Raw genomic sequence first — 23,395 nt, 5'->3', positions numbered from 1 at the left:
ACAGGTCAGTTGTCAGGCGTTCTGCCTGACAATTTGTTCCAGGTTAGCCACCGGTACTACGCCAGATTGGCGCCAAACTATTTTTCCCTGCTTAAACAGGATCAGTGTAGGTACACCCTGTACCTGGTATGCATTGGCCGCAGCCGGATTTTTATCTACATCCACTTTGATAATGGTGGCGGAATCACCTACCCGCTGCTTCAGCTGATCCAGAATAGGCGCCTGCATCTTACAGGGGCCGCACCAGGTTGCAAAGAAGTCCACCAGGACCGGTTTATCACTATTTATAAGCTCTGAAAACGTTGCCATATGTTATGCTGTTAATACGTACCAGGTAACACAAAAAATATGCAAAAGTACCTGCGCCTGTACTTGTGGCAGTCCCTGCTATTTTATAAGATAGCAATGGACATCTATGATTTGTACAAGTATTTTACAGATTTATATATGATTTGTACAAGTCGTGGAATCAGGAAAATGTGATCTTTGTACGGCTATCTAATTCTTAATAGTTAACGTAAACAAGATGGAATACAGATTTTTAGGAGGATCAGGATTGCAGGTGCCGGTATTAACATTTGGCACCGCCACTTTCGGTGGAAGTAATGAGTTTTTCAAGGCATGGGGAAGTACACAGGTGGAAGAGGCGACAAGGTTGGTTGATATCTGCCTTGACGCTGGCGTTAATTTATTTGATACCGCAGATATTTATTCTGACGGACTTTCAGAAGAGATATTGGGAAAAGCGATCAGTGGGAAGCGCGATAAGGTGCTTATTTCCACGAAATCCACTTTCCCGATGAGTAATCAACCCTCGATAGCAAACTATCAGGGCTCATCCCGTTTTCAGCTGATCAAAAATGTAGAGGCCAGTCTGAAACGCTTAAATACAGACTATATCGATATCTATCACATGCACGGATTTGACGGGAATACACCTGTGGAAGAAGTTATGCGCAGCCTGGACGATCTGATACAGAGTGGTAAGATACGTTACATCGCTGCTTCCAATTTCTCGGGATGGCATCTGATGAAATCACAGGCTGTAGCTGACAGATATGGATGGAACAAATACGTTGCTCACCAGGTATATTATTCTCTTGTAAACAGGGAATATGAGTGGGAATTAATGCCGCTGGGCGTTGATCAGAAAGTAGGGGCCCTGATATGGAGCCCGCTTGCGTCAGGTATGCTGGGAGGTAAGTACCGCCGCAATCAGCCTTTCCCTACAGACAGCCGTGTAGCGCAGGGCGGTAGTCCGGTACCTTCCTTTGCAGTGCCTGATGAACTCTTGTATAAGGTGGTGGATGCATTAGATGAAGTGGCGGCAGAGACAGGCAGATCAGTAGCGCAGGTAGCTATCAACTGGTTACTGCAAAGACCAACAGTTGCCAGCATCATTATCGGCGCAAGGAATGAAGAACAACTGAAACAGAACCTGGCGGCAGTAGGATGGAACCTGACGGTAGAACAGGTGAAGAAACTGGATGCGGCAAGCGATGCGCCCACCATTTATCCATACTGGCATCAGCGGGGTAATCTTGCATTAAACCCTTTGCCGAAATTTTATTAGGAAGAGAAGCATAACACTGCTTCCTTGTTTATAAAAGAAAAGACCCGCGTTGTACATGCTACTGACGCGGGTCTTGTTATAATAAGGCTTGCGATTATTTTATTGTTGTATTAGGCTTGTAGTCTGCATACCATTGGCCCAATGCAGTTAGTTTACCATCGGCGCCTACGAGTGCAGAAGGCCATAACCTTGTGCTGGTAGGAGATCCGGAGAACCAGGAATAACGATGCACAAAAGGTAATGCCTCCAGTTTAGGCAGCAGGCGTTGCATAAATGCCAGTACCTGATCTGGTCTGTACATATTGCCGTCTATAGTAGTGGCATTGTTATCCACTGTGCCAAATTCGGTGATCCAGATAGGCAGGTGATATTTGTCATAGAGCTTCTGCAGCACACTTACAAAGTGTGTCTCGTCCAGACCAACATACATGTGTACACAGATAAAGTCCACGCGGCGTTTCTGTTCAATCGCCTTATCGAGGAATTCATACATCCAGGTTGTTTCAGGCCATACAGTAGCAGGGCTACCCAATGGCAGACCAATGCTCTCCAGCTTAGGCCAGAGGTCCAGTACCTGTTGTACCGTCATGTTGGATTGATCGCCGGCATCAGGTTCATTGAAGCCCAGTACATATTTCACCGTACCGGAAGCTTTCATTCTTTTAACAGAGTCGATCAGTGCATCTGTCACATTTCCTTTTCCCCAGAACATAGATACGAATTCGCAATTCTGTGGAACTGTCTTGGCAGGTAAAGGAGTTCCCCACGTATAGAACCAGTGGCTTTTCAGATTTACCACGTTGGTATACCATGTGCCGATGGTCGTATTGGTACTGAAGTCTGCACCTTTTTTACCGGTTTTAGGCGCTTCATAACCACCGCCATTATTTCCACCACCACCATCGGGTGCAGGAGATGTGTCTTTGTCTTTACTGCAGGCGATGAACAGGGACAAGCTCATTAAGAGCGCGAGTTTCAATTTGGTCATTCCAGGATATTTAAGTTGGCTTCAGAATATGGTTGTACTTGGATATATACAGTGCAATGATATCGCTTTTTAATATCATTTAATGTTATTATTGACAATGGGCAAATAGGCGTTGCCGTAGTCTGATAGTTACAGTCTGAAAATCAATCTCCCAGCGGTGTTAAGCAAGCAATGATCCTATGATGACTGACATCCCATCCCCTTATCTGGGGATGCTTCTCAGCCGTTTTAGGTGGCAACAGGGCACGCAAACGCAGCAATAACTTTGTGGCCCTGATATATCCCCTTAATTGGGGGTATGCTGCAACCGGATTAGGGGGCATCAACAATAAAGCGACCGATATAACTTTGCGAACCGGATTGAAAGAACAAACAACCGGTGAGTGAACCTCAACCATAACTTTATATGAGAAATAGAATGATGGTACGTATGACAGATATGGTGCTACGTGCGTTGCTGCTGATCATAGTGGGGGCTTATATCTTCCTCAAATCGGGTACTGCCGCTGATACGGCAACTGGTAAAACGCCCGCCGTACTGAAGAACCTTGAAAGAGATGAGTCCCCTTTACGCCGGGATTCCATTTCAACTGCAGGCATGCTGTTACTGGCCAGAATAAAGGCCGGCGCTAATGGTTTGGTGCATCAGTCATCCTCTCCCGAAATATTTTATGTCCGGAAATTGAGACAGCCTGCTATATACAATTGAAAAACCTGAAGGTTACTTTAAGAGTGATGAAGTGTTATTATCCTGATTATCCTTAGAAGACACACTTGTTGTGAGTAGGCCGGTCGAGTGACCGGCCTATCTTTTATACAACATATTCCTGTTCAAGATACTGATAGATAGCCATCATGTCTGCCGCTCCAAGTCCTTTGCCCAATGCCTCCTGTAAGGTATCAGCAAGGGCATTGCCTGCCGGTGTATCCATGCCCTGCGCTTTGGCAAGCCGTATATCTTTAGCCAACAGACTTAAAGGAAATGAGGGGGTAAAATCATGGTTGATGATATTCTGTGATTTGCTCCGCGATACTACACTGGCCAGTGGCCCATCGTTGATCAGTGGCAGCAGCTGTTCAGGAGAGACACCGTTATTCTTGGCAAATATGACAGCTTCCGACAGCCCCTGCAGGGTAATACCCAGGAAGGTGTTAATAGCCAGTTTCGCGTAATTGCCGGCCCCATTCTCCCCCAGCAGGTATGCCGCCTTGCCCAGGGCATTAAAGATGGGTTTAGCCCGCTCAAAATCCTCCGGACGGCCCCCGGCCATGATAACCAGTTGCCCCTCCTCGGCAGGTTTTATACTGCCCGATACCGGCGCATCCATATACCAGATGCCTGCCGCCTCACATAAGGCTGCCAGCTGACGGGTAGTATCAGGAGAAACGGTACTCATATCAATGGCCAGCATGTCTACAGGCAAGGTCGCAGAGAGGATACCGTCTGGTCCTTCGTATACTTCTTTAAGCGCAGCATCGTCGGTAAGCATGGTGATCACCATATCCACATCTTCCACCAGGTGCTTGGGACACCTGACTACTTCCACACCGAGCTTTTCATGCAAGGCAGTAGCTTTCTCCGTCGTGCGGTTATATACTTTTACCTTAAAACCGGCTTTTATGAGGTTCGTGACCATCGGCGTTCCCATATTGCCCAGACCGGCCCATCCTATTTTCAGATGATTCATAAGCAGCTTTTTGGTAATCTAAAACTAGGAAAAACATAGTAAAGGAGCGCAATTTGTGCTATGTTTTTGGAAGTATAACCCATACTATTTAATGAAAGATCACGGATGCTTTCAGGTGTGTGATGTAATTGATCCTGTCAGATTGATCTGCAGCTGATAACTGTTTCCACGATGGCGCCTGCGCGTTTTCGTAGGTTGTTGTGGCGCCCACTTTCACGGTTTCCACTGTCTGCAGATGTGCAGGGATCTTTGCGCCAAACCAGTGTGCATCTTCCTGCTGTGACCAGGTAGCCAGCGTGAGTACCGATCCTGCCGGATATGCGTCTGTAGCACCGCTTCTGGCATGTTGTACTGCAATGCCATTCCCCAATAGTACAGTATGTGTCTGCTTTTTGTTATCGATCACAGATGTGATGAGTTGTTGTTGTGCCCCGCTGACTACCTTATCAGGCCTGTCAGCATCTGCCATGGTAGGTGTAAAGACGAAGTCGTTGTTCTTCATGGGCTGATGACAGTTTACACACTCCTGTGTAAAAGTCAGTGTTTTGCCATATGGTTTCAGATCGTTCCCTTTCCATCTGGCCCAGCCCCAGCCTGCAGTATTGGCATATTTTTTATCATCTTTTATCATGAATTCGACCTGTTTCAGTTCACCGGTATTAGCAACAAGGCTGCTATCGGTTAATTGTTCCCAGGCTACTTTGGCGAATATGGCGCCATTAGGCCAAGGGTTGGTCTGGTGTTTATTGATCGCCTGAATAGCTACATCATTGCCCAGGATGGCCCTCATAGTACCATTATCAAACCTGTCTGAGATATTCACGATCTGCCAGTCTCTGTAGCCATGTATATATGGGATACCATTGGGTGCAGGTTGTACATCTGTTACAGCAGGCAATGCGCCGGCCGCCCACTGGCTGAATTGTTTTTGTGCTACCCCAATACGGGAGGTATCAGATATCTTAACAGGGGCCAGTCCTCCGACATATGTTTTAAGGATATTGATATCTTTTTCCGTTAGCCTGGCATCTCCATGGAAGGCTGTGTAAGAGGGGAGTGGCATTGTGCCAAACATCACCTGGTTTACAGACAGAAAGAGATTGGCTTTCCGGTCGCCGGCAGAGAGGCTGTCCCAGTTGGAGAAGTTCAATGCTTCCCTGCCTTCCCTGATATGATCCGCTACCAGCCAGGAAGCGGGTGCTATCTTATCGAACCATTTCAGTTTGGTCTCGTTCGAATGGCAATCATAACAGGATGCATGCAGGATGCGCGCTACATCGGGAGGCGCCTGGATATCCCCCGTAACAGGGGGATAAGGAATGCCGGGTCTGATAAACTGTATTAAGACTAGTCCTCCGGCAATTACCAGGGCGATATTTACAAGCCTTTTTCTGAGGAAATTGGATATAGACATTGTTGGGCCGATTTGTTGTTTGTATTGGCAAAATTGCCCATAGAAAATACCAATGGCAAGGATAAATTGTTGTACGGGGAGAATAAATGGCTGAAGGTGGCAAAATCAGGGGTGAAGATGAAGGGAATCAGCCGGAATTCGTTATATTGTATATACTAAACACACCACTGTCATGAGTAAATTTGTTATCACCAACAAAAACGGAGAGTACCGTTTTAACCTGAAAGCCGGTAACGGCGAAATCATCCTAAGAAGTGAAGGATATACCTCAAAAGCCGCCTGCATTAATGGCATTGATTCCGTTAAAACAAACGCTGTTAACGACATCCGTTACGAAAAGAAAACGGCGAAGGATAACAGTCATTATTTTAACCTGAAATCCGGTAACGGACAAGTGATCGGTACGAGCGAAATGTACCAGACTACTGCTGGCCGCGACAACGGTATCGAATCTGTTAAGAAAAACGCCCCAGCTGCTGAAATCGAAGAATTGGTAGCCTAAATTATTAAAGAACAGAACAGCCGGTTCCTGTATAAGGGACCGGCTGTTCTGTTTTTTGCCCCATTTTTCTTACTGGTAAAGGTTCTCCTCCAATACAATAAGACAGGAAAAAAATATATAGACAGACTTGTCTGTTTGTTTAAAAGTCTCCCTATCTTTGTGTCATGAATAAAGAATCATTACAACCACGCGAGCGGATATTAGAAACCGCTTATGAACTTTTTCTGAAGCAGGGTTATAATTCAACCGGTATTAACCAGATCATAGACGAAGCTGATGTGGCCAAGGCCAGTTTTTACCAGCATTTCAAGTCTAAAGAAGATCTGTGTGTAGGGGTACTGGAAAAGCGTCATCAATATATAGAAGAACAAATGCAGGCATTGACGGCACAGAAGAGGAGCGCTAAAATGAAGGTGATCGCTTCTTTTGACCTGATCTCCCTGCTGAATGAAAAAGAAGATTTCAGGGGATGTGCGTTCCTGAATATCCTGTCAGAGATCCCTGTGGATAATATGAAGGTGAGGAATGTGATTCATGCCCATAAGAGTAATATCAGACAATCCTTTAAAGACTTGTTGCAGCATGCCGACCTGGCCGACCATGTTTACCTGTTGTATGAAGGCGCCTTTGTGGAAAGCCAGTTATACCGCGACCAGTGGCCGGTGAACAGGGCAAGGAAAATAGTTAATTCACTAATCAATTAATAAATAATAGCATATGGAAAAGAAATATCCGTTACCGCCATTTACGCTGGAAACAGCCAAAGAGAAAGTACAATTAGCGGAAGATGCATGGAATTCACAGGATCCTGAAAGGGTGTCACTGGCTTATACAGTTGATACAGAATGGAGGAACCGTTCCACCTTTCTGAATGGCAGGGCCAAGGCAAAACAATTCCTGGAAGAGAAATGGAAGAAAGAACTGAACTATAAATTAAAGAAGGAACTCTGGGCTTTTACAGACAACAGGATTGCTGTAAGGTTTGAATATGAATACCATGACAAAGACGGTCAGTGGTTCAGGGCTTATGGTAATGAGAACTGGGAATTTGATGAGAACGGACTGATGCAGCGCAGGTTTGCCAGTATTAATGACCTGCCCATACAGGAATCAGAGAGACGATTGTAGGTAAAAGGGTGGTTCAGGGAAAAATGTACAATAATAGAGGCAAAATATACATTGTTTACCCTTCCCCGCCGGCTTAATTTTGTGTCATCAGTGAATGATTAACAAACAAGCTAAATCACCTTAAAACATTCAATAGTATGAAACGTACAGCATCTGCCATCTGGAATGGCACTATCAAAGAAGGAAACGGTAATATCTCTACACAGAGCACTGTGCTGAACAAAACACAATACTCCTTCAACAGCCGTTTTGCAGAAGGTGTAGGTACCAATCCCGAGGAATTGATAGCAGCTGCACACGCGGGTTGTTTCAATATGAAACTCACCCTCGATCTGGAAGCAGCAGGATTTAAAGCCGATACATTGGAAACAACTTCAACGGTTACACTGGACAATGGTACGATTACCCGTTCTGACCTCGTGCTGAAAGCAAAAGTACCGGGTATTACCAACGAGAAATTCCAGGAAGTAGCAGCAGGTGCGAAAGCCGGTTGTCCTGTGAGCAGGGCCTTAAACCTGGAAATGTCCCTGCAGGCAGAGCTGGTAGCTTAATAAGGTTCAACAATCAATATATATCTACATCTGAATCCTCGCCGGTCGACCGGTGAGGATTTATTTTTATTATCCCCGGTATCCTGTCCCCTTGATGCGCGGCGCAAAGTCTTCACACAAATATGTCTCCTGTGCCATTCTGTCGAAATCATCCATCATATTCATGTACTCGCTTTTGCCCTTTACCTTCAAATATGCATCTTTTACATTCCTGAAACATAACATAGCGCCAAAAAGATCATTACCATATACGCTATAGTCGGAATAGAGACATGTGTAACAGGTTTTTACGACAACGTTATCAGGTAACTGCTCGCTTAATATTTCGAATACACCTTCAAATTCTTGTAGCTTACCGATTTCGATCGTTTCATTTTCAAGTTCGAAACTGAAATGAAAGTAAGGAGAGATTGTCTCGTCTTTATAGTCTACCTCAGTCAATAGAAAACCGGGTATTTGTATCCCCTCTTTCCAGGTAGATATCGGAATGCGGCAGGATAATGTATAGTCAATAAGCTGACCAAGTTCGCCTAAGGTAAAACGGTCGGGGAGGGGAAGTGTCGTTTTGGGTTGAAGAAAGACAAAGGTGTCTCCGGAAAAGATAGTGCCGTTTAGGTCCATGCTTAGTGTTACCGAGTCGTTGATAATAGTTGTCTGGATAATGCCATGTTTGTCGGTATATACAGCGGGGATTTCCGTATGCATAGGTGTCGATTTGGAGTCGTAAAGGTAGGGCTTTTCAATCCGGCTACAACATTTGCAGTTTTGGCTACAACTAAGTTTCGCTTTCCATCGAATTTTGAGGCATAAAATAATATGCATCATGAAATATGACATCAAAGGAAAGGTAGTGGCCATTACCGGGGCAAGCAGCGGTATCGGCAAAGCTATCGCGCTGCTGCTGGCGAGAGAAGGCGCAAAGGTGGTACTGGGTGCCCGCCGCGCTGAACTGCTGGAAGAACTGGCGGCTGACATAAGAAAAGACGGTGGCGAAGTAGCTTATACAGTTGCTGATGTAAAGCAAAAAGATGACCTGCTCCGCCTGGTGAAACTGGCCCGCGATCAATATGGCCGGCTGGATGTGATGATCAACAATGCCGGCATAGCCCAGTTATCCCGCATCGACGAGCTGGATATTGATGGCTGGGAGGAAATGATTGACGTGAACCTGAAAGGCGTATTATATGGTATTGCTGCAGGAATACCGGTTTTCCGTGAACAGGGCGAAGGTCATATCATCAACATTATCTCCACTTCCGGCATAAAGATCGTGCCGCTACAGGGTGTATATGCTGGTACCAAGAATGCTGTGCGCACCATCAGCGAGGCATTACGCCAGGAGTCAAACGGCTGGCTGCGTGTAACGGGTATCTCGCCGGGATTCGTGCAGACGGACTTTGTGAACAATCTGAAGAATGAACAGATGAAAGCAGCCGCTCTCGAAAAGATGAGCGCCATCGGCATCTCTCCGGATGATATTGCCAACGCGGTTGCTTTTGCCATCGGGCAGCCTGCGCGGGTAGATGTGGGCGATATTGTTATCCGGCCTGCCGCGCAGGATTAATTGCTTAATTTTATACAGGCGTTGGCGCCGCGCCTGTATTAGCTTCATATTCATCAACCGGTTTTACGCATGAAAAAGGTTTCGTCTGAACTATATACATTCAACAGCATATCTGAGCTGATGCGGCATGGAGAACATCCTGCCCCGCTACATCCGCTGGTGGCACTGATCAACTATGAACATACCAAAGTGCCACTTGCTGATGTGGGGAAGAAATATTCCCTCAACTTCTATAAAATATCATTCAAAACCAGCTTTAGCGGTCAGGTAAAATATGGCCAGGGTTACTATGATTTTGAGGAAGGCGGCCTTGCTTTCCTGGCCCCGAATCAGATTGTTACCGTACCTGGTGAAGAAGATAGTTATGATGGTTATGCCCTATACTTCCATCCTGACCTGATCAGGAATTATACCTTGGGCAATACGATCCATAAATATGGCTTCTTTTCCTATGCCGTGTCTGAAGCCCTCTACCTGTCTGACAAGGAAAAGACCGTCATTGGTTCCCTGTTTGCTACCATTGCCGCCGAACTGGATAATAACATCGATCATTTCAGTCAGGATGTGCTGGTATCCCAGATAGAACTACTGTTGAATTATAGCAACCGATATTACAACCGGCAATTCATTACACGCAAAACCGTTTACAGTGATCTGATCAGCAAAATGGACGCGTATTTGTCCGATCGTCTCGATCCCCATAAATCTGCCCTAACCGGCATCCCCTCTGTTCAAGAACTTGCAGATCATCTGAACGTTTCTCCGAGATATTTGACTGATATGCTGAAGTCCCTCACCGGTCTGAGTGCCCAACAGCAGATCCATCATCACATCATTGAAAAGGCGAAATATATCCTGAGTCATACCAGTCTGAGTATTGCTGAGATTGCGTATGAACTGGGCTTTGAGCATCCGCAATCGTTCAACAAGTTATTCAGACAGAAGACGAATATGACGCCTTTGGAATTCAGACAGTCTTTCGTCTGAATGGTCTTGTAGCAGAGATCGAATGGCAGGAACGATTATGACTACATCACAAAACTAAGTAGAAAAGGCATGCGGAAAATACGCATTTTTTACCTGTCTGCTTGCTGTGTAATTGATTGTTTTTCATACTATTAATAGCTATTTTGTTTTAAAGGTCCCAATAAGAACAATCTGACTTTTCTTTGGCAATACAGGCTTTACCTTCGGTAGAGGTATAGTCGAGGTAGTGTCGAGGCAGCGTCATCCTCCCTTAATCTTCCGTTCCGGAACGGAAGATTAAGGGAGGATGACGCTGCCTCGACCGAATCTCAATCGGAACAAAACCCTGTTTTGGGACTACGTATACCCTCCACCTAAATTGCATATGACTAGCATATGACCAGGATATTCCTTCGTTCTTCTTCCGTTAAAAACGGAGGAATATCCTAATCATATGCTGGTCACATGCAACTTACATCCTGAAAATATGTGAAGATGGATTACATTACTGATGAGCTAATCTTTCACAGGTAACCAGACCAGCGTACAGTGTCTACTTTGTGCTGTGCCCATTATTCATTTAATTATATTTGTTGATGAAACTTTCTTCGATATGGAAATACAAGTGGAACAGTATAAACAATTAGTTGCGGAAATTGGAAATTTAGTAGTGAACGGGAGAGAGAATGCGGCCCGGCAAGTAAATACGATTCTTGTAATGACTTATTGGGAAATAGGTAGATATATAGTCGAATTTGAGCAAAAGGGTTATGAAAGAGCAGAGTATGGTTCTCAATTGTTAGATAGGCTTTCGAGGGACTTAACCTTATTATATGGAAAGGGTTTTAGTCGATCAAATATGTTGTATATGAGGAAGTTATATGTGTTCTTCCCAAAACGTGAGACACTGTCTCACAAATTGACATGGAGCCACTACTTCGAAATTTTAAAATCTGACTCTGATCTTGAAGTATTATTTTATGCAAAACAATCCGAAAGGGAAAAATGGAGCGTAAGAGAGTTAAAACGTCAAATGAAAAGTTTACTTTTTCATAGGCTAGCATTAAGTACTGATAAAGAAGGTGTCTTAAAGTTAGCTAACGAAGGCCATGAAGTTCAGGAACCTGAAGACCTGTTGAAGGATCCTTTTGTTTTAGAATTCCTAAACATTCCCGAGAAACAAATTTATCTGGAGAGTGATTTGGAAGAGCGTTTAATTAGTAATCTTCAACAGTTCCTCCTTGAATTAGGGAAAGGGTTTGCATTCATTGCAAGGCAATACAGAATGAGCATAGGGGGGAAGCATTTCCGGCTTGATTTATTATTCTATCATAGAATACTTAAATGTTTTGTTTTGATCGATTTGAAGAAGGGAGAAATTGATCATAATGATATTGGTCAGATGAACTTATACCTTAATTACTTTAAAAAAGAAGAAGCAACGGAAGGGGATAATGAACCAGTAGGTATATTGCTTGGAGCTTATAAAGATCATATTTTAGTGGAATATGCAACCAGCAGTATTACTAATAAAGTTTTGTTAGCGAAGTATCAGCTATATCTTCCTGACAAAAGGCAACTTGAAAAGGCTTTGAATAAGCTACTGGAAACGGAATAAGATTAACCAGTGCTGTACCCATTTCAATTCTATTTACATTCTTAAACTTAGATAGCTGCTCAATTTATACATACTTTTCGTAACTTAGTTTACTAACTTCTCCTGATAACTACCAGTTTCAACATACGTGCGGACACTCCAAAACTTGTTTTTCATTAAACGCTGTTTTTATGAAAATCAGATCCTTTCTTACCAGCGGTGTGCTGATAATGGTACTGTATACCAACTGTAGCAAAGACAAAAAAGACACTGTAGCACTTAATGACATGGAGAGTAAGCTAATGGGGACCTGGCTTACAATGACAATAACAGTTGAGCAAACTGGTAAACCGCCTGTGGTACAGCATGTCAATGCAGCCCCCTGTTACTTTATAGTCTTCAAGAATGAACCTTATCCTATCCGAAGTGACGGAATTTATGCTGATACAAAATGGGCAGACGATCAAAAGGATTGTGCAAAGTATTTGCATGCCTGGAAGGTAGGTAGCGATGGCAGATTGCTGTTAGCTTCCTCCGATACGCTTTATGCGGATATCCTGATCGTGGGAAAAGATACACTGGCTTTCAGGACTACAAATAGCTATACGCCCGATGAGCATATAGTGTATGAATTCAGATAGGAGCGGTACCAACTTAGTATGTGTGTGCCCGTTGTGAATGCTGTGGTATTCTCTGAGCCAGAACTGTTGTATTTCACTTTACGATAAGATAAACAGAGGGGCGAGGTCGACGGGTCTTTATAAACTGGTATTATACTGTATTCCGTTTCACCGGTAACAATATCGGTCTCTACCCTGATAGAATCAAAAGGCCACAGGTTTATCCTCCTTAATATTCCCTGGTTCTTCCTATATAAATGTTCTTTGCATTCAGGTAGGTGTCTGCCGTAGGACCAGGACTACCACTGGATCCTTCCATCTGCATGTTGATGATGATATACAACGGCTTTCCTACGAAGTTCGCATTATGTACCGCCTTCCATACACCATCAATGTAGTAATGAATGTCCACATTCGTGGCGCTTACTTTCGTGATCCAGGCGCGGTAGGTATGCCAGCTGCCGGGCGATGACACTGTTGTAAGTGTGCTGGATACATCGGAAGATGTTCTGAAGGTATTCTGCCAGTTAGTAGCATTGCCTTTAAATTCCATAATGTCACTTTCCGGAGGCCAGCTGTCGACGCCCGTCAGCCAGAAGGCTGGCCAGGAGCCTTTAACAGTTGGTACCTGGAAATCGCACTTTACTTCCCAGTTTGGGAACTGATCATTGACCAATACATGCAGTTTCGTATTGACAGCGCCGGAATGGTACCTGATAGGCAGGTGCGGATCACTGGTGCTGGTGCCTTCATCCCAGGTGATGTGGGTCGCTTTTATTGTAAGTACACCGTTGTTTAGATAAATATGGTTATGATCCGTAGCGCTTCCATACATGCGGGCCGTACCGTTATGGTCTGAGCCCCATGGATACAGGTAGTTCCATGCCGCTTCAAATGCGGAATAACTGGCAAAAGTGGAATTGTCGATCACTGTTTCCCAGGTAGATGCGGCTACTGCGGCTTGTTGCTTGTCTGCCAGCGAAAGACGGGGCGATTGTTCAGCAGCTGTTTGTTTCCGGCAGGCAAACAATGTCGGGGCGGTTATTATAAATATAAATGCAATCAGAGTTTTCATAAAGTGAAGTTTAATAGTGAGTGAAATCATGTGGGTTAATATTGGGAGATAAACCTGTGGTCATTGTTACGTAATAGAAAGATAAGGCACTTCCTCCTTAAAACGAATAGTCAGGTAATTTTTAGTGTCCTATTGACACAGCCGAAATATCGGAAAATATAGCATACTGATTCGCCAATTCACGAAATAGAGTGTGAGAAATTGTGAGTGTTTTGTTGTAAGTGGTTGATAATTAGTGTGATTGTATGGTGGCCCGCCGCTTGTAATAATCAGCGTCACTTACTGGTGTGCTGACTGGCCTTAAGAAAAAGTCGCAGAAGCAGACAGGAAGTAAGAGGATGTCTGTGGAATCAAACAGACCAGGTTGATAAATTAAAAATGACGGATATGTACCTAAAAGATGGACCTGATGCAGGTTCCCTGCTGGCAGAAGTGGCCGGCAGCATTCAGGATTTCAATCATTCAGTGGATGTATATATTAATCATATCGGGGAATATGAAATCTTTAATCCTTTCCTGAGCGGTTTACAGATAGCAACTACGGGGATCAATAAACCAATTCCTTCCCGCTTCTGGGAAAGGCTGGGCATACGCCATTTAATATTAGATACTTCCTTTAGCAGACTGGTTGTGTCGGACGACTGGCAGGCAGATCATGATAACAGTGATGAAGACTCCAAAAGCTGGAGCCATATAAAAAATGAGGCGATCATCGAAGAGCTCAGTACACTTTTTAAGAGCAGTGCCATCATCCAGTTTGCCGATTGGGCAGACGTAATTGGTGCATCTGATTACTGGGAGGGAATATTTTATGACGTAATAAAACCATTGAACAGAAAGGATTTTCAGTTCGTTTTCCGCCTCGGTGATGTCAGTAAGAAGTCCATATTGGAAGTAGATGAGATCCTCGATATAATAGGCGGGTATTCTTCCTGTGGAAGGGTGACGGTAGTACTCGATCACAATGAGGCTGACAAATTATGGAGTAAACTGAACGGTGTTGTCTATGATATCACCGTTTCCGGCGCCAGGCCACAGGAAGCCAGAGAAAGGCAGTGGTACATTTTTAATACCATGAACATAGACTCCCTGATCGTGCTCTATGCTAACCGTACGATACTATTCTCCAGGGAGCAGCAATCACAGTTCGATGGAAGAGCGTTCGAAAATCTGTATGTGCCGTTACCCGGACATGGGAGGGATTGTTTTGATGCTGGTTATCGAATGGGGTTGTTACTGCAACTGAACACACCTCATTGTATTGCTTTAGGACAGGCCGTGTCAGGGGCATTCGGCAGAAATGAATCCTGGCCACGCGCAGAAGTGTTACTTACTTATATCAAAGACTGGATGGCAGAAATGTCTTCCGATAGTTATTCAACGTCTCTAATTAAATAAAAACAAATTTTATGTCAGTTATTAAACAGCTTATGTCGACAGTGTTGATCGGTGGTGTGACATTCTTTTCATTGTTACAGCCCACACAATCACAATCGTTACCAAAAGGAGTTAAAAATGTGGTATTGGTGCATGGTGCTTTTGCAGATGGTTCCAGTTGGGCAAAGGTGATCACTATACTTCAGACCAAAGGATTTAACGTAATATCGGTACAAAACCCGCTTACTTCCCTGGAGGATGATGTGGCCGCTACCAAAAGGGCTATTGCACAGGTGGATGGTCCTATACTGCTGGTAGCACATTCTTACGGCGGTATGGTGATCACAGCAGCAGGGAACGATCCCAAAGTAGTAGGGCTGCTCTATGTTTGCGCCCTGATCCCTGACGATAACCAGTCGGTAGTTGATGTAACGAAGCCATATCCTCTCTCGCCGGGTAATGCGGAATTTCAACAGGATGCTGAAGGATTCCTATCGCTGTCATTTAAAGGCATCAATGAGCATTTTGCACAGGATCTGACACCAGCGGAGAGAAAAGTGGTTTTTGCCACACAAGTGCCCTGGGCGGCCAAAGCTACGACGGTTAAGGTAGCAGACCCGGCCTGGAAAACCAGACCTTCATGGTGTATCATTGGCCAGGACGACCATATGGTTCTTCCCGAATTAGCGCGGGCAGAAGCAAAAATGATAAAGGCAACCACACTGGAGCTGAAATCCAGTCATGTGCCGATGTTATCACAACCTGATAAAGTAGCGGCGTTCATTACCCGCGCAGCCGGACAATTATAGGCCGGATTTTCACCTCTGCAGGTTACAACAATCAAAAACTGAAGGTCCGGGTTTATCAGCCGGATCTTCGGTATGTATTTAGAAGCGATCTGTTTTCCCCATTATCGTCATTTTACCCCAACATTTTGATTTCCAACTTAAAATGATTAATTTTTAAGGAGGGGGAATTATTGGACCAATTTGTCCAGATATCATTTTTCAGTTGTCATGTGTATAAGGTAACGGAACCAGATTGTCAATCTGTCAATTTATAGCATGAAAAAAATGAACAATATAATGGCAAACGGAAAGCCGGAAAAGGAGAGTGCTGCGTTGGATCAGCGGATAAGGCTATTGGAAAATGAGCGCCGGATATTGCTTGAGCTGGGGGATGATATCACGAAGGTGAGGGATAAGAATGACCTGATCGTGCTGTTTTCATCAAGACTGAAGGAGATATTCCCTTTTACCCATGCCATCGTGAGTCTGATAGACCATGAAGCGCGTGTTTATTGCCCTTTTCTGCTCGACCCTAATTCTTCTCCCATCAGAACCCACCCTGTTTACGCCTCACTTGTGGCGGGACATTTTCCGCTGGATGAACCGTTCATTCAGCAGGTAATAGCAAACGACGGCCCCAGTGCTTTTATACTGGAAGACATTATGGATGTGCCGGGAAGTCCTCCTTTTTTAAGGGTGAATTACGAAGGAGGTGTGCGGGAAATATTAATGACCCCTCTTAAGAGCAAAGACCAGGTGATCGGGTTCCTGCATATGTACGTTGCTACCGTCAATGGCTTTACTGATGAATTCAAGAACATCATCAAGGGCATTGCCCCACAGATTTCAGGGGCGGTTATTAACATTATCAGGAATGAGGCCATCAGCCGTGAAGAGCGGCTTAACGAAGTGCTGTTGTCTTTAAGTAATGAAATGGTAAAGGTCAGGACCCGGCAGGACATGCTGAATGTGCTCAATTCCGGCCTGCGGGAAGTCATTGGTTTTTCCCACAGTATGATGACGGTGATGGATGATACAGAGGAGTACTATAGAGCTTATCTCGCAGATGCAGATGCCACGGTCAGAGAGTTGACGGATTTTGGAGACACACTTGACATGCCCACGCCCGTTGAAGACGGCATCTACGATATCGCGTCGCTGTACTATAAGCCGCTGGTCTTTAATATGGCGTCTTTCGACATAGAAAAGGCTCCCCTGTGGTTTAAAATGCATTACGAAATGGGGGCCCGGGAGATGATCGTGAAGATACTGGGGGATAATGGTTCGTCCAAGTATAGTCTGATGTTATTCGCGGATAAAGTGGGCACCTTTGCGAAAGAAGCCGTAAGTATTATTCAGCGGATATCCGGCCAGGTGTTTACTGCCATCAGCAATATATCAGCCAATGAAGAAATATTAAAAAGGGAGAATGAAAAATCATTCCTGCTGGATTTCAGTAGTGATATTGCCGGTGTAAGAAGTAAGGAAGACCTCGCTGAAGTATTAGGCAGGTGCCTTAGGAAATTAAAGCCACAGCTGGGGTATGTCATCCGGAAGATCAATGAAGACAGGGCCACGACGACCTCCTATATTTTTGATTCCCTTAACATCGCGGATGATGATGCGGAACTACAGGAAATAAAAAACACCGCATTTCCTATTGAAGATGGATTGCAGAACAGGGTGCTCAATAGTGAGATACCCCTGTTCTTTAGTGTAAATGTGGAGATCAACCGGGGAAACACTACCAGATATGTACATTTCTGGAAAAGGATGGGACTCAGGACGATGATAGGAGCGCCGCTGCGTACGGGAGATACAAAGCTGGGCATTTTATGGCTGGGTATCGAAGAGATTAATATTCCCCTGCTGCAGGGCATATGTGCACAGACTTCAGTGGCGATGTCGAATATCATGGCAAATGAAGAATTGCTGGCTAAGGAACGGGAACAATCCTTCCTCGTGGAATTCAGTCGCAGTATTGCCGCTGTACGTACAAAAGATGAACTGCAGGCGACCATTTCTGAGGTATTGCGGAGAGTGCTGAAGGTGAAGCTGGCCATGATCCGTATCATTGAGGAGGATGGCGTGACACTCAGCCCTTATATGTATGACGAAAGCATGTTTGAAAAAGTGAGTGAGACTTTCAAATTACTGGCGTCAAAAAATATTGATGTAAATGAGCCCCTTACTGCGAGAGTGCTGGCAACGGAGAGCGCAATTGTCTTCAATGTGGAAGAAGAGTTACGACAGGGCAATCCGGGTGGATATATTAAGTTCTGGCAGGAGGTAGGGGCAAAGAATGCCTACGGTGCAGCTTTGCGTGTGGGGAATGTAAACGTAGGCACATTCTGGCTGTTAGTAGATGAGATCAATCTTACTATTCTCAAGGGGATCTGTGCACAGATCTCTATCGCCATTTCAAATATCAAGGCCATTGAAAAAGTGCTTGAGTATAAGCATAAGCTGGAAATGGAGAATGACTACCTGAAAGAGCAGATCAAAACGATCTACAACTTTTCAGAGATAGTTGGTAATGGTGCTGAAATGCAGAAAGTGTACCGCCTGATATCGCAGGTGGCAGAAACCAACTCAACGGTACTGTTACTTGGAGAAACAGGTACGGGTAAAGAATTGATTGCGCGGGCCATTCATAATGCCTCTCCCCGTAAGAGCAAATTAATGGTAAAAGTAAACTGTGCAGCTTTGCCTGCTCATCTGATAGAAAGTGAGCTGTTCGGTCATGAAAAAGGCGCTTTTACCGGCGCCATAGACAGGAGGATAGGGAAGTTCGAACTGGCCAACAACAGTACTTTGTTTCTGGACGAAATAGGGGAGATGCCGCTGGAACTGCAGGTGAAATTGCTGCGTGTACTACAGGAGCGGGAACTGGAAAGAATTGGTGGTAAATCTACTATTAAGGTGGACGTGCGGGTCATTGCAGCTACTAACCGCGACCTGGAAGCCGAAGTACAGGCGGGCCGCTTCAGGTCCGACCTTTATTACAGACTGAATGTGTTCCCTATCAACCTGCCGCCATTACGCGAGCGGCTGGAAGATGTGGAACCACTGGCCAATTTCTTTCTCTCGAAATTCAGTAAGAATGCCGGCAAAAAGGTAAATGGCCTGTCTTCCCATGTATTGCAGGAGTTAAGAAGTTACTCCTGGCCGGGCAATGTCAGGGAGCTTGAGCACCTGATAGAGAGAAGCATTCTCTTGTGCGAAGGTCATACCCTGACAGAAATTCACCTGCCCCAACATGAGGGCAGTAAACCCATGGTGGCGGGGGCTTACAACGTTACACTGGAGCAGATCGAACGCGCGCATATCATTGATGTGCTGAAGAGATGTAGTGGCAAAATCTCAGGTGCCGGTGGCGCTGCGGAAGTGCTGGAAGTGCCGGGTACCACGCTTCATTCCAAGATGAAAAAGCTGGGTATCTCGAAAGCGGATTATTTTATAAAATAACTATTTGCAGCGGAAGAAAAAGGCTGGAACATTGATGGTTCCGGCCTTTTTCTTTTATACGGATAATGTACTCACTGTATTTAGTGAAGCATGCTGCCAATTCGCTTAATAAAGTGAAATGAAAACCCCTGTTTTTGTTATAGTGAATTGATATTTAATTGTTTGTGCGACTGGCATCCCGCTTGTAAAATAATAAGCGAAAATCGTTGAACGGATACAAAGTATTCCCCGGTCAAATCAGCAAAACCGGGGATAACGGAAAAGGTTAAACCAATTTATTTAACTCCTGCCTGGATACAGGCATATTAAAAGTTCAGATCATGAAAATAGTAGTAATCGGCGGCACCGGGCTCATTGGCTCCAAAACAGTAAACAGACTGCGCGCACTTGGCCACGAAGTAATTGCAGCATCTCCTAATTCAGGCGTAAACACTATTACAGGCGAAGGCCTTGCAGAAGTCCTGGAGGGAACAGATGTAGTAATAGATCTGGCTAACTCTCCTTCTTTTGAAGACAAGGCGGTAATGGAGTTTTTCGAAACTGCCGGCCGCAACCTGTTGGGCGCAGAGACCAAAGCAGGTGTTAAGCATCATATCGCTTTATCGATAGTAGGTGTTGAAAGGATGCAGGATAGCGGTTATATGCGCGCAAAACAGGTGCAGGAGAACCTGATCAGGCAATCAGGTATACCTTTCTCTATTATCCATTCTACCCAGTTTTTTGAGTTCCTGGCCGGTATTGCTGCCGGGGGCGTAAAAGGAGATGCCATTCATTTATCTCCGGCTCCTATACAGGCTATTGCATCAGATGACGTAGCGGATGCCGTAACGGATGTTGCGGTGGGAGCACCACTCAATGGCATCAAAGAAATTGCTGGTCCGGAAAAAGTAGGCCTGGCTACCCTGGTAGGCCGTTACCTGAACAAAATGGGCGATACCCGCAGCATAGTTGCTGACCCGCATGCCCTGTATTTTGGTGCAGAGCTGAATGACCAGTCACTGGTACCCGGCCCTGGCGCCCGTATTGGCAAGATCAGTTTCGAAACATGGTTTGCCAACCAACCGGTGAAAGCCTAAGGGGAGGTCCTACATATGCATTCAGGACCTGCCATGTGCTGTCTGTAACGAAGATGACGGGTGTCAGTTCGTTGAGGCTGTTGTAACAGGTATGCGCTTTCCACCCGTTCGCGCATAAGCTCTCCCTAACGCCGGCGCGGTATATCCCACGACATCCGGTCAACAACACAACGACACATCAGGACCTGGCAAGTCCGAATAATCTATCACAAATAACTATACTACAATGAATATCCGGGGATACCAGTGGTCAGTACTGAAGAAACTGCTCAAGCAACGTTTCAGCGAACTAACAGAAGACGACTTAGTGTTTGAAACAGGAAAAGAAAAGGAGCTCTATATCAGACTTGAGCGTAAAACCGGCAAGACCGAAGAAGATGTTGCCCGCATTATCAAAAGTATGCAGCAGGCATACCTGCAGCAGTCAACATTACTGTAGGACTTGAAAGTATCATTATCAGTATTGAAACATTCATTCGATCAATCGATATCATTATTAACATTAAAACAGCGAAAAATGCAAGAATTTCTTTTAGTGATCCACAGGGATCTGACCAGCGCTAACCCGGCACCTTCCCCGGAACAGATGAAAGAAGCCCTCAAACCTTATCAGGATTGGGTGGCCAGCATTGCAGCGCAGGACAAACTGGTAGGTGCCCCAAAACGTTGGGATGTTGATGGTCGTGTAATTAAGCATGAGAAAAAGAAAGATCATGTGAGTAATGGGCCTTATGCTGAGGGCAAGGAATCCATCGGGGGGCTGTTCCTGATAAAAGCCAAAGATTATGACGAGGCAGTAGAGATAGCGAAAGGTTGTCCTATCATTAAATACGGTGCGATCGTTGAAGTGCGTATGGCCATTACCGCTGCCTGAAAGCATTACTGAACAAAAAACAAATAAAGCCTTTACAACGTTACAACGTAGTAAAGGCTTTATTAAAACTATCTGCTATGATAAAGTTTTCACAATTCTTCAATTCCTCTATAGGCAAGAAGCTGATCATGTCTATGACAGGACTCTTCCTCTGCCTTTTCCTTATCGTACACCTGGGAGGTAATCTCACGTTATTTTCTGGCGATGAAGGGTACAACTTTAATATCTATGCCCACTTCATGACCCATTTCCTGCCTGTGGAAATCATTAGCTGGGGCTTGTATATCTCTATACTGATACACGCTTTTTATGCCCTCATACTGACGGTGAAAAACAATCAGGCACGTCCCGTAAAATATGCTGTTGCTCCCAAAACGCCTGTTAAATGGGCTTCCCTGAATATGGGACTGTTAGGCAGCATCATCTTCCTGTTCCTCATTATACACATGAGTAACTTCTGGGCCAGGTATAAATTCATGGACGGCACTTACCGGGAGTACCGGAAGGAACTGCTGACAGGAAAACTGACTTCCGCTGTTTACGAGCCGGTGTCCCCGGAGTTTGAATATGCCGTGACAACGGAGAACAATGTCGAGATCGTGCGTGTAAAAGACCTGTATGAGATAGTCGCACATAGCTTTAGCCTGTGGTGGTATTCGTTATTGTACCTGGTGGCAATGGTAGCGGTATCCTATCACCTGTACCACGGTTTTCAGAGTGCATTCCGGACAGTGGGGTTGGTTCATAAACGATATACGCCAATTATCCAGTCAACGGGTATATGGTTCTTTGCTGTCATCATGCCATTGGCTTTTGCATCGATGCCTATCGTATTCTATATAAAAAGCCTGCTGTAAGGATTAATTACTCCGTCTTTGGTTTAACTGATCAATATTTTTTGCCATTAATGTTTTATCGGCTGCCGAATTGGCCAGCTGCAAAGCTGTTTTATAGTGTTGCAGCGCTTTATGGTCGTCGATATCGGTATATAGATTGCCTAATAGCGAGTGGTAAAAGTAATTATCGGCTAAGGGTAGTTTTTCCGCTTCACTGATTGCCTGTTGTTTGCCTTTGACCTTGGCGAGTGCGAAGGTGCGGTTTAATGCCACAATAGGGGAGTATTCCAATATTAGCAGGTGATTATACAGGTCCAGGATGTTTTCCCACTTTCCGCCGGAATCTGCCTTATGGGTATGCCAGTAAGCGATGGCTGCTTCCAGGTGATACTTAGTAACATCAGGAGTGGCGGCGGCTTCGTTCAGGAAGTACTCACCCCGCTCAATCAGCTCGCGGTTCCAGAGGGTTTCATCCTGGTCATCGTACAGGACCACGCCGCCTATGTCATTTAACCTTGCGTCAAAGCGTGAGGCGTGAAAGCACATTAATGCCAATAGTGCATTTACGGCGGGTTTGTTCGTATGGGGATGGTCCACCAGGAGGTAGTTCAGCCGCATTGCTTCTAGGCAAAGGTCTTTTCGGAGTACTGTATTGGTAGAAGTGGAGTAGTAACCTTCGGAAAAAAGCAGGTATAGTGTTTTGAGTACAGCATCCAGCCTGTCGTTTATTTGAGCAAGGGTAGGTTGCTGTATTTTTATATCGGCTTCCTTTAATTTATCCTTGGCGCGGCTGATCCTTTTGTAGATCACTTCCTTATTAGTGAGATAAGCATCGGCAATTTCCTGGGCGCCAAATCCGCAGAGCAGGTTAAGCGCCAGCGCTATCTGCGACTCGGCAGGAATGGAAGGATGGCATACCGTAAATATCATGGCCAGCTGGCTGTCTGTAATATTCTGTTCAGAAAGATCTACCTCGATCTCCTCTCCCCGGGGAATGTTGTGCTGCAGATCGACGAGCAGTTTTTGCTGAAAGAATGTGTTCCTTTTCAGCCAGTTCTTAGTTTTGTTTTTGGCTACAGTATATAACCAGGCCGTCGGATTGTCGGGTATCCCTCTTGCGCTCCACGATTCCGTAGCGGCAAGAAAAGTATCACTTACAATATCTTCTGCTTCAGTTATGTGTTCGATGCCAAACAGATAACACAGCACTGAAACGATCTTCTGGTACTCAGTCCTGAATAAGTGAGGTAACAGCTCTCTCTCTTCCATACAAACAAATAAAAATGCCTTCCTACAAAAATAAGAAGGCA

At 45.0% G+C, this 23,395-nt stretch carries 24 protein-coding genes; 17 read left to right on the top strand and 7 right to left on the bottom strand.

Annotated features, from left to right (window positions below; translation table 11 throughout):
• Positions 1–12: 12 nt before the first annotated feature.
• Entirely contained in the window at positions 13–309 is a 297-nt protein-coding gene (trxA, locus tag CLV42_RS09505) for a thioredoxin (RefSeq protein WP_106601668.1), read from the bottom strand.
• 217 nt (positions 310–526) lie between these two features.
• On the opposite strand from trxA, the gene CLV42_RS09500 reads away from it, so the two are divergent.
• A complete protein-coding gene (locus CLV42_RS09500) occupies positions 527–1,573 on the top strand; it encodes an aldo/keto reductase (protein WP_106601667.1) in 1,047 nt (348 codons plus the stop codon).
• Between the two features lie 94 nt (positions 1,574–1,667).
• On the opposite strand, the gene CLV42_RS09495 is transcribed toward CLV42_RS09500, so the two are convergent.
• Positions 1,668–2,561, bottom strand: coding sequence for a glycosyl hydrolase (locus tag CLV42_RS09495; protein WP_106601666.1), 894 nt, complete (start codon positions 2,559–2,561; stop codon positions 1,668–1,670).
• 406 nt (positions 2,562–2,967) lie between these two features.
• On the opposite strand from CLV42_RS09495, the gene CLV42_RS09490 reads away from it, so the two are divergent.
• Positions 2,968–3,270: a hypothetical protein gene (locus CLV42_RS09490; protein WP_146154354.1), complete on the top strand. Its 303-nt coding sequence runs from the start codon at positions 2,968–2,970 to the stop codon at positions 3,268–3,270.
• Between the two features lie 103 nt (positions 3,271–3,373).
• Here CLV42_RS09490 and CLV42_RS09485 read toward each other — a convergent pair whose 3' ends face one another.
• Both CLV42_RS09485 and CLV42_RS09480 read right to left on the bottom strand, forming a co-directional pair.
• A complete protein-coding gene (locus tag CLV42_RS09485; protein ID WP_106601664.1) occupies positions 3,374–4,249 on the bottom strand; it encodes an NAD(P)-dependent oxidoreductase in 876 nt (291 codons plus the stop codon).
• 88 nt (positions 4,250–4,337) lie between these two features.
• Positions 4,338–5,663 carry a cytochrome P460 family protein gene (locus CLV42_RS09480; RefSeq protein WP_211303420.1) on the bottom strand — a complete coding sequence of 442 codons (1,326 nt, stop codon included), beginning with the start codon at positions 5,661–5,663 and terminating at the stop codon, positions 4,338–4,340.
• Positions 5,664–5,835: 172 nt separating this feature from the next.
• Between CLV42_RS09480 and CLV42_RS09475 the strand changes: the two genes are divergently transcribed.
• The 4 genes from CLV42_RS09475 to CLV42_RS09460 all read left to right on the top strand — a co-directional run bounded on the left by CLV42_RS09475 (position 5,836) and on the right by CLV42_RS09460 (position 7,844).
• Positions 5,836–6,165: a YegP family protein gene (locus CLV42_RS09475; RefSeq protein WP_106601663.1), complete on the top strand. Its 330-nt coding sequence runs from the start codon at positions 5,836–5,838 to the stop codon at positions 6,163–6,165.
• A 164-nt stretch (positions 6,166–6,329) separates the two neighbouring features.
• Positions 6,330–6,869, top strand: coding sequence for a TetR/AcrR family transcriptional regulator (locus tag CLV42_RS09470; RefSeq protein WP_106601662.1), 540 nt, complete (start codon positions 6,330–6,332; stop codon positions 6,867–6,869).
• Between the two features lie 13 nt (positions 6,870–6,882).
• The gene (locus tag CLV42_RS09465) at positions 6,883–7,293 is read left to right on the top strand and encodes a nuclear transport factor 2 family protein (RefSeq protein ID WP_106601661.1); all 411 of its coding nucleotides are present in this window, start codon (positions 6,883–6,885) and stop codon (positions 7,291–7,293) included.
• Between the two features lie 137 nt (positions 7,294–7,430).
• Entirely contained in the window at positions 7,431–7,844 is a 414-nt protein-coding gene (locus CLV42_RS09460) for an OsmC family protein (RefSeq protein ID WP_106601660.1), read from the top strand.
• Positions 7,845–7,913: 69 nt separating this feature from the next.
• On the opposite strand, the gene CLV42_RS09455 is transcribed toward CLV42_RS09460, so the two are convergent.
• Positions 7,914–8,549 carry a DUF6304 family protein gene (locus tag CLV42_RS09455; RefSeq protein WP_106601659.1) on the bottom strand — a complete coding sequence of 212 codons (636 nt, stop codon included), beginning with the start codon at positions 8,547–8,549 and terminating at the stop codon, positions 7,914–7,916.
• A gap of 118 nt (positions 8,550–8,667) precedes the next feature.
• Between CLV42_RS09455 and CLV42_RS09450 the strand changes: the two genes are divergently transcribed.
• The 4 genes from CLV42_RS09450 (at position 8,668) to CLV42_RS09435 (ending at position 12,612) form a co-directional block, all read left to right on the top strand.
• Positions 8,668–9,408, top strand: a complete 741-nt coding sequence (locus CLV42_RS09450; RefSeq protein WP_106601658.1) for an SDR family oxidoreductase — start codon at positions 8,668–8,670, stop codon at positions 9,406–9,408.
• A 69-nt stretch (positions 9,409–9,477) separates the two neighbouring features.
• The gene (locus tag CLV42_RS09445) at positions 9,478–10,395 is read left to right on the top strand and encodes a helix-turn-helix domain-containing protein (RefSeq protein ID WP_106601657.1); all 918 of its coding nucleotides are present in this window, start codon (positions 9,478–9,480) and stop codon (positions 10,393–10,395) included.
• A 592-nt stretch (positions 10,396–10,987) separates the two neighbouring features.
• A complete protein-coding gene (locus CLV42_RS09440) occupies positions 10,988–11,992 on the top strand; it encodes a PDDEXK nuclease domain-containing protein (RefSeq protein WP_106601656.1) in 1,005 nt (334 codons plus the stop codon).
• Positions 11,993–12,162: 170 nt separating this feature from the next.
• Positions 12,163–12,612 carry a hypothetical protein gene (locus CLV42_RS09435; protein ID WP_106601655.1) on the top strand — a complete coding sequence of 150 codons (450 nt, stop codon included), beginning with the start codon at positions 12,163–12,165 and terminating at the stop codon, positions 12,610–12,612.
• A 208-nt stretch (positions 12,613–12,820) separates the two neighbouring features.
• Here the strand turns inward: CLV42_RS09435 and CLV42_RS09430 are convergent, their stop codons facing one another.
• Positions 12,821–13,666 (bottom strand): LamG domain-containing protein, encoded by an 846-nt coding sequence (locus tag CLV42_RS09430; protein ID WP_106601654.1) that lies wholly within the window; start codon positions 13,664–13,666, stop codon positions 12,821–12,823.
• A 387-nt stretch (positions 13,667–14,053) separates the two neighbouring features.
• Here CLV42_RS09430 and CLV42_RS09425 point away from each other — a divergent pair, with 387 nt between their 5' ends.
• The 7 genes from CLV42_RS09425 to CLV42_RS09395 all read left to right on the top strand — a co-directional run bounded on the left by CLV42_RS09425 (position 14,054) and on the right by CLV42_RS09395 (position 22,106).
• Positions 14,054–15,064 (top strand): hypothetical protein, encoded by a 1,011-nt coding sequence (locus tag CLV42_RS09425; RefSeq protein WP_106601653.1) that lies wholly within the window; start codon positions 14,054–14,056, stop codon positions 15,062–15,064.
• An 11-nt stretch (positions 15,065–15,075) separates the two neighbouring features.
• Positions 15,076–15,852 (top strand): alpha/beta fold hydrolase, encoded by a 777-nt coding sequence (locus tag CLV42_RS09420; RefSeq protein ID WP_106601652.1) that lies wholly within the window; start codon positions 15,076–15,078, stop codon positions 15,850–15,852.
• Between the two features lie 276 nt (positions 15,853–16,128).
• Positions 16,129–19,299 carry a sigma-54-dependent Fis family transcriptional regulator gene (locus CLV42_RS33885; RefSeq protein WP_245901574.1) on the top strand — a complete coding sequence of 1,057 codons (3,171 nt, stop codon included), beginning with the start codon at positions 16,129–16,131 and terminating at the stop codon, positions 19,297–19,299.
• A gap of 320 nt (positions 19,300–19,619) precedes the next feature.
• A complete protein-coding gene (locus tag CLV42_RS09410) occupies positions 19,620–20,375 on the top strand; it encodes an SDR family oxidoreductase (protein WP_106601651.1) in 756 nt (251 codons plus the stop codon).
• Positions 20,376–20,601: 226 nt separating this feature from the next.
• The gene (locus CLV42_RS09405; RefSeq protein ID WP_106601650.1) at positions 20,602–20,814 is read left to right on the top strand and encodes a general stress protein CsbD; all 213 of its coding nucleotides are present in this window, start codon (positions 20,602–20,604) and stop codon (positions 20,812–20,814) included.
• 78 nt (positions 20,815–20,892) lie between these two features.
• Complete coding sequence (locus tag CLV42_RS09400) at positions 20,893–21,249, top strand: YciI family protein (protein WP_106601649.1); 357 nt, start codon at positions 20,893–20,895, stop codon at positions 21,247–21,249.
• A gap of 77 nt (positions 21,250–21,326) precedes the next feature.
• Complete coding sequence (locus CLV42_RS09395) at positions 21,327–22,106, top strand: succinate dehydrogenase cytochrome b subunit (protein ID WP_106601648.1); 780 nt, start codon at positions 21,327–21,329, stop codon at positions 22,104–22,106.
• Positions 22,107–22,109: 3 nt separating this feature from the next.
• Here CLV42_RS09395 and CLV42_RS09390 read toward each other — a convergent pair whose 3' ends face one another.
• Entirely contained in the window at positions 22,110–23,354 is a 1,245-nt protein-coding gene (locus CLV42_RS09390; RefSeq protein ID WP_106601934.1) for an RNA polymerase sigma factor, read from the bottom strand.
• Positions 23,355–23,395 lie beyond the last annotated feature (41 nt).

Origin of the sequence: Chitinophaga ginsengisoli, from assembly GCF_003014595.1 — a bacterium.
GTDB lineage: Bacteria > Bacteroidota > Bacteroidia > Chitinophagales > Chitinophagaceae > Chitinophaga > Chitinophaga ginsengisoli.
The sequence above is the reverse complement of the archived record's forward strand: the minus strand, read 5'-3'. Positions and strand labels throughout refer to the sequence as shown.